Below are 10,269 nucleotides of genomic sequence, written 5' to 3'. Positions count from 1 at the left end.
TGGTAACTAGATGCTCGGCGCGGTCACCGGCTTTCTGGCCTTGCGGCGGCCGCGACCCTTGAACCAGACGATCATGGGCGCCAGGATGAAGATCGACGAGTAGGTGCCGACGCCGATGCCGATCAGCAGCGTCAGGCTGAAGTCGCGCAAGACGCTGCCGCCGAAAAAGAACAGCGCCAGGACCGGCAGGAGCGTGGTGCCCGAGGTCATGATCGTGCGCGATAGGGTCTGGTTGACCGAGAGGTCGACGATCTCGGCGTAGCTCTTGCCCCGCACCACCCGCAGGTTCTCGCGAATCCTGTCGGCAACGATGATCGAGTCGTTCAAGGAGTAGCCCACTACAAAAAGCAGGGCGGCCAGGACGGGAATGCCGAACTCGGCGCCGCTGAGGTCCAAGACGCCCATGACGATGCCCACGTCGTGCGCCACCGCCAACACCGCGGCGATGGCGACGATCCAGGTCGGCCAGAAACGCCAGCCGACGTAGAGCAGGATGATGGCGAAGGCCACCAGCATCGCGGACCAGGCGGCGGTGCGCAGGTCCTCGCCGATCGCCGGGCCCACGAAGTCGGCCTGCAGGACGCCGCCGCTTAGGTTGGCGGCGAGCGCGGCGGGGAACTGCTCGAGGGCGGCGGGTTCTTCCACCAGGCCCACCCGCACCGACATCTCGCGTCCGCCCAGGCCGGTCGCCTGGACCTCTTGCACGGTGGCGGCGCCGCCGCTGACGCCGGGGATGCCGAGGCTGTCGATGGCCGCGCGCACCTCCGGCACCGTGGTCGCCTCGGGCACGCTGAGCAGGGTGTTGAGGCCGCCGGTGAAGTCGGTCGAGAGGTTTAAGTCCTTGACCGACAGCACGACGATGGCGCCGACGGCCAGGAGGCCCGAAACGGCCATGACGACGGGCGCCCTTCTGACGAAGCTGAAGCCGCTGGCGTAAAAGCCCCTGGGCATCCTGGGCTTCTTGAAACGCAGGGTCAAGACGTCGAGCAGCCAGGGCACCACGATGGTGTTGATGAAGAGCGCCGCTAAGATGCCGATGGCCAGGGTGATGGCGAAGCCGCGCACCGGCCCGGTCATGTACTGGTAGAGCGTCGCCGCCGCCAAGAGCGTGGTCACGTTGGCGTCGATGATGGCCGAGAGCGAGTTGGCGAAGCCGCCGCGCATGGCCAGCCGCAGGCTCTTGCCTTCTCTCAGCTCCTCCTTGATACGCTCGAACGATATAACGTTGCCGTCCACGGCCGCGCCGATGGTGAGGATCAAGCCGGCCAGGCCGGGCAGGGTGATGACCGCGCCGAGGCCCGCCAAGGCGCCGAAGATTATCAGCATGGCGAAGACGAGGCCCAAGACGAGCACGCCGCCGAAGAGCGGGCCGTAGTAGAGCAGCACGGTGACGACGACCAGCAGGCCGCCGATCAAGGCGGCGATGGTCCCCGAGCGGACGCTGTCGGCGCCCAGGGTGGGGCCGATGGCGCGGATCTCCTGGATCGAGAGCGAGATGGGCAGGCTGCCGCTCCGGAGCACCAGGGCCAGGTCGCTGGCCTCTTGCAGGTCGGCCATGCCGGTTATCTGCCCTTCGTCGGAGATGCGCGAGGAGATATTCGGCGCGCTGATGATTACGTCGTCAAGGACGATGGCCATGCGCCGGCCGACGCTGCTCTGGGTAAAGCGGCCGAAGTCGTCGGCGAACTCGCGGTGAACGCCGAAGAGCACCACCGCGCCGCCCAGGGTGACGGCGCCCGCGCGGTTGAAGTCGGCCTGGGCGCTGCGGATCATCTCGCCGGTAAAGGCGGGGGGCTCGAGGTCGGCTAGGGTCAGCGGGTCGGTGGCGCCCGTCCGCACCAGGCGAAACTCCAAGACGGCCTGCTGGCCGATGATCTCCTGGGCCCGCTGCTGCTCTTCGGCGCTGAGGCCGGGCAGCTCGACCACGATGCGGTTGTTGCCGCTGGTCTGCACCAAGGGCTCGGCCACGCCGAACTGGTTGACGCGGTTCTCGATGACGTTGCGCGCGGCGACCAGGTCCTCGCGGACCGGCGCCGCCTCGCCCTCGGCCTCGAGCACCACCCTGAGCCCGCCCTGGAGGTCGAGCCCGGGCCGCAGCCGGGCCTCGTCGGCCGGCAGCCAGGGCTGCCACAAGTAGATGAGCGCGCCCAGCATCACCAGCAGGATCAAGGCGCCCATTACGTTTCTTCTCGTCATAATCGCTCCAAAACTCGAGACTAACTTAAAAATTGACCACCAGGTATTGACCACTGAACATTGAGACCATTGAAACTCGATCGGCACCTAGCCTCTCGACCTTCAATGTTGGACCCTCAATTTTCATCCGCCCTCGAGCTGGAGTTTTCGGAAGCTGTAGATACCGGGCCTGCGACCCTCCAGGGGGCGGATCCGCCCCCTGAAGGGTCGCCACAGAGAGGGCGCGAACAGCAGCAGGAGTACGCCCAGGCTGGCGAGGAGGGGCGCCTTGCGGCTCATGAGCGGCGCCGACACCTGGCGGGCGGGCTGCTCGAGAAGGGGCAGCCCCGGCGCGTTCATGCGGCTTTCTCCGGTTCCCTCCTGTCCGGAGGCGCCGTGGACGGGAGACAGTGCCAGACAGAGTGCCATGGCCGCCAACACGCCCTGCTTCCAGATGCCCTGCTTCCAGATGCCCTGCTTCCAGTTCAAGACCGTTCGCCGCACAGGACCCAGTGTACAGCATCTCCGGGCTTGCCGGTAGTTCAGGGCTTGCCGGGGGTGCGGGACTTGCCGGGGGTGCGGGACTTGCCGGTAGTTCAGGTCGCGGCGGACCGCCGGTCTCCGCTGCCGCGCGGCGTCGCTTCCTGGGCTCGAGCGCGCTGCCCGTCGCCTCTCGCCACCAGGTCTCTCGCCACCAGGTCTCTTGGCACCAGGTCGGTAGCCACCAGCGGCATGGACTCCTCGCCGTAGAGGTGGTGCAGCCCGAACAGGCTCAGCGTGGCGACGGCTCGTCGAAGCTGCTCCTTGCCGACCTCCTTGCGCCAGCTCTCCGTCAGGCTCTGGCCGAGCAGGACCGCGCTGCCCTGACGCGAAAGCGCGGAAGGCCTGTTGATGGCGTCCAGGAGCTTTTGGCTGTCCGCGGGAACGCCCAGGAACGAGAACATCTTTTCGATCTCCGCCTGCGGCTGGGTGCAGAAGTGCTCGTAGAAGGCGACGTGGATCTGACCGGGCTCGAACTGCTTGAGGGGCACGTAGTTTTGCAGGCACCACATCAGCACGTGCTTGTCGAAGAGGTCGTGGGTGTTTTCCATCAAGGGCCGAAACGGCTCCAGAAAGTCCGCCATGAGCGCGTCCTGGGCGATCAGGTTTTCGAACTTCTGGAGGCCCCAGCCCAGCTTGAGCCTCGAGTGGGCGACGGCGCAGGGGTGTCTGAGCAGCAAGATGATGGGGATGTCGGGAAAGTTGGCCTTGATCCATTTGAGCATGAAGTTGACGCGGATGTCCTTGATGAGCCGCTTCGTGGCGAAGCGCCGGCGGTTGTACTTGTCGATCCAGTCGTGCCGGACCCGGCCCGCCAGGACGGCTTTGATGGGCTCGGCGAAGCGCTTGTCCCGATTGCCCGGCCTCAGGTACTGGTTGTAGGCGAAGTGCTTGAGCAGGGGAACTTCTCTCGAGTGAAAGGGCTCGAACATCACCCGGTAGCTGTTGTCGTGGTTGATTATGTCGCCGATCCAGGTGGTGCCGCTCCGGCCCGTGCCTGCCAGCAGGACCGTGCGCCGGTGGTCGTGCAGGTCCACAAAGGCGTTGGTGAGGAGTTTCTGCCTGAGCGACCTGGCTCTTTTGAGGTATTTCGGCACCAACCTGCTTGCTTTAAGCCTTCTCGAAGCTGCCATGACCGTCCTCCTTAGCCGGATAAACCATGAGCTTATGTTAGGAGGCGCCCCCGGGATTTCGGGTGTATCCGTCACAGCGGCCTGTCAGGGAGCGTCAAAAGGCGCGTCAAAAGAACAGCCGCAGGCACGCCCGCGGCTGTTCTGGTTTGGGTTGCGCCCCGCTAGGCGGGCACTTCGACGAGCTCGTAGGCCTCGATGATGTCGCCCTCTTGCACGTTCTCGTAGTTTTGCAGGTTGACGCCGCACTCGAAGCCGCTCGAGACTTCGCGCACGTCGTCCTTGAAGCGCCGTAGCTGGGCGATGGAGCCCTTGTAGACCTCTTTGCCGGCGCGAACGAGTCGCGCCTTGGCGCCGCGGCGAATCACGCCGTCGGTGACATATGACCCGGCGATGTTGCCCGAGCGCGGCACGCGGATGACGGCGCGGACCTCGGCGTGGCCGATCACCCTCTCCTCGAACTCGGGCTCGGTCTGGCCGCGCACCATGCGCTGAATGTCCTCGATCAGTTCATAGATGATGCGGTAGGTCTTGATGACGATGCCCTGGCGGTCGGCGGCCTTGCTCACGCTGCCGGCGGGATTGACGCCGAAGGTGATGACCGTGGCGGGGCCGGTGCCGGCCAAGAGCAGGTCGGCCTCGGTGGGCGCGCCCACGGCGTCGAGCATGATGTCGATGGCGACCTCGTCGGTGGCTTCACGGGCGAGCACGCCCTTGATGGCCTCCAAAGAGCCCTGGGTGTCGGCGCGCAAGATGAGCTTGATGGCGTTCGACTTGGGCTGGCCGAAGAGGTCGGCCAAGGTGACGGTCTTCTTTTCGCGCTCGAGCAGCTCGGTCGCCTTGCGCTCCAGGGTGCGCTCGCTGGTGATGCGCTTGGCTTCGGCCTCGCTGGCCACCGCCACGACCTCCTGGCCGGCCACGGGCTGCTCGCTGAAGCCCAGCACCTGCACGGGCGTCGACGGCCCGGCCTCCTTGAGGCGCGCGCCGCCCGAGTCGCTCAGGGCGCGCACCTTGGCCCAGGTCTCGCCGGCCGTGATGTAGTCGGCGACCTTGAGCTGGCCCTCGCGGACCAAGACGGTCGCCAAGACGCCCGCGCGCTTGTCGAGGATGGACTCGATGACCACGGCCTTGGCCGGGCCCTCTTGACGGGCGCGCAGGTCCTCGACCTCGGCGACGAGCGAGATCATCTCGAGCAGGCCGTCCACGCCGTCGCCGGTAAGCGCGCTGAGCGGCACGGTGACGGTGTCGCCGCCGTAGTCCTCGGGCACCAGCTCGACGCGCATGAGGTCCTGCTTGACCTTATCCACGTTGGCCCGGGGCAGGTCGGTCTTGTTGATGGCCACGATGATGGGCACCCTTGCGGCCTTGGCGTGGGCGATGGCCTCGCGGGTCTGCGGCATGATCGAGTCGTCGGCGGCGACCACGATCACCGCGATGTCGGTGACGTTGGCGCCGCGCTGGCGAATCGCCGTAAAGGCCTCGTGGCCCGGCGTGTCCAAAAAGGTGATGGGGCCGTGTTTGGTCTGGGCCTGGTAGGCGCCGATGTGCTGGGTGATGCCGCCGGCTTCCCTGGCGGCCACTTTGGTGTTGCGGATGTAGTCCAGCAGCGAGGTCTTGCCGTGGTCGACGTGGCCCATCACCGTCACCACGGGCGCGCGCGGGGGCGCCTCGGGGTCTTTGGGCTGGGTTTCCGGCTGGGCCTCGGTTTTGCTCGCCGTTCTGGTTTCGGTGGCGACGGCGGTCGCGCCCTGTGAGGCTCCCTGGGTCGCGCCCTGTGTAGCCGCGGCCTGGGCGGACGCGCTCGGCGCTCCCCCGCGTTCCTCGCTGACGAGCTGCTTGACGGTGTCGGCGACGTCGTCCGCTATGGTGCTCGAGTGCGATTTGTACTCGACGCCCATGCCGTCCAAGATGTCGAGCATCTCCTTGGTGTCGACGGCGAGCTCCTTGGCGAGCTGATAGATGCGTACCTTAGGCATTCGGTCCTCCGTTTTCGTTCCTGCTGTTCCCGTTCTTGGTTGTTCCGTTCCTGCTGCTCTCGCTTGTGCTGCTCTCGTTTGTGGCTGAGTTGACTGTAGCCGTGTTGACGCGCACGCGGCCCGGCCTGGAGCCCTGTGTCCTGGAGCCCTGTGCCTTTGACGCTTCCGGCTGCGCGCCCCCTGCTGGTTCGAGTCGCGAGCCGGCTTGGGTTTCGACCCTTCCCTCAACTTCGACCCTTCCCTCAAAATAGCCGCGAAGCTCGTTCGCCACGCGCTCGGCCTGGCCCTTCAGACTCCGCTTGAGCGCCTTGGCGCTGTGGCATTCGCTGCTGTCGCGGCAGAGCCAGGCCCCCCGCCCCGGCGCCTTGCTGCCGGGGTCGAGTTGCCACTGCCCCTCCTCCTGAACCAGCCGGACGAGCTCGGCCTGGGGCCGGGAGGCCCGACAGGCCAGGCAGCGCCGCATGGGCACGTGCTTGGGCCGGGAGCCGCGGCCGGGGGTGTGGGCGCCGGCGCTCATCGTCAACCCTGGTCCTCGCCGACTTTGACCCTGTCGCCCTCGGCCCTGTCGCCCTCGGCCCCGTCACCTTCGGCCCTGTCACCTTCAACCTTATCACCTTCAGCCCTGTCACCCTCGGCCCTGTCACCTTCCTTATCACCCTCGTCCTCGTCGTCGCGCGGCGAGGCGCTGAAGAGCGCCTCAAAGGCGGCGCGCTTGGCGCTGGGCGCGCTGACGTCCTCGCCCCTGGCGGCGGCGGCCTGGATAGCGGCGTCCAGGTCGCTGACGGTCTCGGAGGCGAGCAGATCGATCTTGAAGTCGGTCAGCTTGGCCGCCAAGCGCACGTTCTGGCCGCCCTTGCCGATCGCCAAGGAGAGTTGGTCGGAGGCGACCGTGACCTTGGCCGCCTTGCCGTCCTGATCGAGGTCGATGGTGCCCACCTTGGCGGGGGACAAGGCGTTGCGGACGAACTCTCTAGGGTTGGCGTCCCAGGGGATGATGTCGATGCGCTCGCGCTGGAGCTCGCCGGTGACGGCCTGGATGCGGCTGCCGCGGTGGCCGATGCAGGCGCCGATGGGGTCGACGTTGGGGTTGCGGCTGGTGACGGCGACCTTGGAGCGCTGGCCGGCCTCGCGGGCGATGGCCTTGATCTCGACGGTGCCGTCGTTCACCTCAGGGATCTCCTGGCGCATGAGGTACTCCAAGAGCTCGGGCGCGGCGCGCGACACCAGGATGCTGGGACCGCGAGTCGACTGCTCGACCTTGCGCACGAAGACCTTGACGCGCATGCCGACGACGTAGCGTTCACCGGGGATCTGCTCCTTGGGCGGCATGATGGCCTCGCCGCGGCCCAGGTCCACAAAGGCATTGCGCTTGTTGTCCTGGCGTGAGACCACCGCGGTGATCACGTCGCCGGCGCGGTCCTTGTACTCGTTGAAGACTATTTCGCGCTCGGCCTCGCGGATCTTTTGGGTGATCACCTGCTTGGTCGTCTGCACCGCGATGCGGGTGAACCTGTCGGGGTCCACCGGGTACTCGAGCTCCATGCCGACTTCGATGGTGGGGTCTTCCTTGAGCGCCTCCTCGAGGCTGATCTCGGTTTCGGGGTTCTCGACCGCCTCGACCACCCGCCGGATCACTAAGACCTCGATCTCGCCGCTCTCGGGGTCGATCTCGACCTCGATCTGCTTGCCCGGCTCGATGTTGCGCTCGTAGGCCTGCTCGAGCGACTCCTCGAAGCGGGTGAGCAGCTCCTCGCGGTCTAGGCCCCGCTCGACCGCGAGCTGGTTTAGAGCGTCCATAAATTCTCTGTTCATCTCGTCTCCTCTTCGCTTCCTGTTCGGTCCTAGCCTGTCAATCCTAACGGGGCGTCTCGGGCCACTCGGCCAGCCAGGCCTTGATCTCGTTTAGCGCCAGGGTGCGCGTCTCGCCGTTCACCTCGAAGCTGACGCTTTCGCCCTCGACGGTGCGGATTTTGCCCCTGAAGGTCTCGCCGCCCGCGCGCACCTTGGCCAGGAGGCCTTGAAAGCGCCGGAAGTGCTGGGTGGTCTTGAGCGGCCGCTCGGGGCCGGGCGACTCCACCTCGAGCTTGTAGCGGCCCTCGAAGGGGTCTAAGCGGTCGAGCTCGAGCCCGAAGACCTCGGAGGCCAGACTCACGTCGTTCATAGCGACCACCCCGCCGTCCAGGCGGTCGATCCTCAGCAGCACGCTGCGCCCTTCGCCGCGCCCGCTCACGCCGAGCTCGAGCACCTCGAAGCCCAGGGGCTCTAAAATAGTCTTTGCAGCCTGCGTCAAATCCACGGTTACCTCCCAACTGCCGCGGTCCTTGCTCTTGATGTGGGTAAGCGTTTGGGCAACTAAAAAGGGCGGGTCTAGCACCCACCCTTGCCAAGGCAGTAGGAAAAACTTCCTAAGCCCAGTATATCGCCTCTAAACCATTTCTTACAAGCCGTGATGAGTCAAATGAGTCAAAGCCGCGTCTCGAAACGGCCGGAAGACGAGGGTTTGAGCTGAGGGCTATGAACATCTGGGCCCTTGTAGTCCACCGAAAGGGAGCTGCACCTATACACCTACACCTATTCCTTTTGAAAATGGCTCGCATTTTCATTCATCGTGGTGCCGCTGACAAGCGGCATGGGCGATTACACCTAAAGGCCGGCTAGAAGAGCGGCCGGCTCGAGGGCGCCGCCTCGGCGTGCTCGACTCGGTCGAGCCGGAAGGTCAATTCGCTCCCGCGCAGGTGGCAAAAGCCTCTCACGTAGGCGCCGTCGAAGGCGTGAACGTCGACCAGGCGCTCCTTGCCGCCGTAGATCATCTTGACCGCGCTCCGCTTCGAGAGGGCGTCCCTAAAGACCTCCGCGAAGGGGCTCTCGGCGAAGCTCATCGCCACCGGGAGGCGGCGCTTGCCCTTCTGGTAGAGGAGGTGGCCGTTCTTGAGGGCGTGCTCATAGAGCGCCTTGGTGAGCTTGACGTCCTCCAGACAGTAGCGCTCGAGGCGGTCCCAGTCGCCCGCGCGGTAGTATTCGAGGGCGTCCAAGCCCGAGCCCAGCTTGCTCATGCCCAGGGTCGCCTTAGCGAGCGAGTCGAGCGAGACGCGGTGGCCGAGTGCCCCTTGGGCCTCGAGCATGAGGTCGAGCGTGGGCAGCTCCAGGACCCAGTCGCCGAGCTCGAGGGCCAAGATGGGCAGGTCGAAGCCCACGAGGTTGAAGCCGATCACCCGCTCGGCCGCCCGCAGCTCCTCGGCCAGCGCCCCCCAGGCCTCCTCGCGGTAGCAGGCGTAGCGGTCGCCGTCGTAGTGGTAGACGCCGACCACGCTGACGCCCAGCTGGGCGCGGTTGTGCGCCCCGCCGACCTCGTCGAAGGAGCGCCTGGTCTCGAGGTCCAAAACGAGCTCTTTCACCGTCACGTTAGCGCCAAGGCCTCTAGCAGCGCCTCGTGGATGCGCCCGTTCGAGCTCACCAGCACCGGGTCCTCGACGCTGTAGGGGCCGCCCGAAGGGCTCGTCACCCGGCCGCCCGCCTCCCTGATGAGCAAGACCCCGGCCGCCACGTCCCAGGCGTTCAGCTTGAGCTCCCAGAAGCCGTCGAGCCGGCCGCAAGCGACATAGGAGAGGTCGAGCGCCGCCGCGCCCGGCCGCCTGACCGCCCGCACCTTGGGCGTGACGCGCCTAAAGACCTCGATGTTGTCGAGCACCCCCGCCGGGTCGTAGGGAAAGCCCGTCGCCAGCATGGCGCTTCTGAGGACGTCCTCCTCGCTCACCCGGATGGGCGCGCCGTTCAGCCAGGCGCCGCCGCCCCGCCAGGCGGTGAACAGCTCGCCCCGCGCGGAGTCGAGCACCACGCCCACCTGGAGTTCTCCCTCCACCTCGAGCGCGACCGACACGCAGTAGAAGGGAAAGCCGTGGGCGTAGTTGAGGGTGCCGTCTAAGGGGTCCACGATCCAGCGGTGGCTGGCGCCCGCTCTGCTCTGCCCCTCCTCCTCGCCCAGAACCGCGTGGTCGGGAAAGGCGCCGCCGATGATCTCGCGGATGATCCTCTCGGATTCGCCGTCGACGCGCGTGACCAGGTCGGTGATACTCGACTTGGTCTTGATGCCTAAGTCGGCGCCCACGTTGCTGCGGTGGATCAGGGCGGCGGCCTGGGCGGCGCGGATGGCGACGTGAAGGGTGTTGGGAGCGTTTGAGGTCATGCCCTACTATACGGCACGGTTGCGAGCTGGCCTGAATGGGTTAAGCTCGAGCCCTGGAGGACATATGCCTGGAGGACATATGGTGGAGGACAGGTGAAGGCAATCGTGGTTGGAAGTGGCGAAGGGCGTCCGCTGGCGTGGCGGGAGGTCGCCGAGCCGGACCGCGGCCCCGACGAGGTGCTCGTAGACGTGTACGCGACCGGCCTCAACCGCGCCGACCTCGCCCAGCGCGGCGGACACTACCCGCCGCCGCCCGGCGCCTCGG

10 protein-coding genes are annotated in these 10,269 nt (G+C 66.5%); 1 reads left to right on the top strand and 9 read right to left on the bottom strand.

Features of this window, described 5'->3' with window-relative positions; translation table 11 throughout:
* Window positions 1-6: 6 nt before the first annotated feature.
* The 9 genes from secD to M3498_09205 all read right to left on the bottom strand — a co-directional run bounded on the left by secD (window position 7) and on the right by M3498_09205 (window position 10,004).
* Complete coding sequence (gene secD / locus M3498_09245) at window positions 7-2,196, bottom strand: protein translocase subunit SecD (GenBank protein MDQ3459465.1); 2,190 nt, start codon at window positions 2,194-2,196, stop codon at window positions 7-9.
* A 123-nt stretch (window positions 2,197-2,319) separates the two neighbouring features.
* Window positions 2,320-2,679, bottom strand: a complete 360-nt coding sequence (locus tag M3498_09240) for a hypothetical protein (protein ID MDQ3459464.1) — start codon at window positions 2,677-2,679, stop codon at window positions 2,320-2,322.
* Between the two features lie 92 nt (window positions 2,680-2,771).
* A complete protein-coding gene (locus tag M3498_09235; GenBank protein MDQ3459463.1) occupies window positions 2,772-3,812 on the bottom strand; it encodes a sulfotransferase domain-containing protein in 1,041 nt (346 codons plus the stop codon).
* 197 nt (window positions 3,813-4,009) lie between these two features.
* Window positions 4,010-5,821, bottom strand: a complete 1,812-nt coding sequence (gene infB, locus M3498_09230; protein MDQ3459462.1) for a translation initiation factor IF-2 — start codon at window positions 5,819-5,821, stop codon at window positions 4,010-4,012.
* Window positions 5,814-6,338, bottom strand: a complete 525-nt coding sequence (locus M3498_09225) for a YlxR family protein (protein ID MDQ3459461.1) — start codon at window positions 6,336-6,338, stop codon at window positions 5,814-5,816. The genes infB and M3498_09225 overlap by 8 nt, the downstream gene beginning before the upstream one ends.
* A 2-nt stretch (window positions 6,339-6,340) precedes the next feature.
* Entirely contained in the window at window positions 6,341-7,633 is a 1,293-nt protein-coding gene (gene nusA / locus M3498_09220; GenBank protein ID MDQ3459460.1) for a transcription termination factor NusA, read from the bottom strand.
* 43 nt (window positions 7,634-7,676) lie between these two features.
* Window positions 7,677-8,117 carry a ribosome maturation factor RimP gene (gene rimP / locus M3498_09215; protein ID MDQ3459459.1) on the bottom strand — a complete coding sequence of 147 codons (441 nt, stop codon included), beginning with the start codon at window positions 8,115-8,117 and terminating at the stop codon, window positions 7,677-7,679.
* 358 nt (window positions 8,118-8,475) lie between these two features.
* The gene (locus tag M3498_09210; GenBank protein MDQ3459458.1) at window positions 8,476-9,222 is read right to left on the bottom strand and encodes a ribonuclease H-like domain-containing protein; all 747 of its coding nucleotides are present in this window, start codon (window positions 9,220-9,222) and stop codon (window positions 8,476-8,478) included.
* Window positions 9,219-10,004, bottom strand: coding sequence for an inositol monophosphatase (locus M3498_09205; GenBank protein ID MDQ3459457.1), 786 nt, complete (start codon window positions 10,002-10,004; stop codon window positions 9,219-9,221). Before M3498_09205 ends, M3498_09210 begins: the two co-directional genes overlap by 4 nt.
* 93 nt (window positions 10,005-10,097) lie before the next feature.
* On the opposite strand from M3498_09205, the gene M3498_09200 reads away from it, so the two are divergent.
* Window positions 10,098-10,269, top strand: a 172-nt coding sequence (locus tag M3498_09200) for an NAD(P)H-quinone oxidoreductase (GenBank protein ID MDQ3459456.1), incomplete at its 3' end; no start/stop codon positions are given.

The organism is Deinococcota bacterium, assembly GCA_030858465.1.
Taxonomy (GTDB): domain Bacteria; phylum Deinococcota; class Deinococci; order Deinococcales; family Trueperaceae; genus JALZLY01.
Note: the sequence above shows the minus strand (reverse complement) of the source record. Positions and strands in the feature narration are given on the sequence as shown.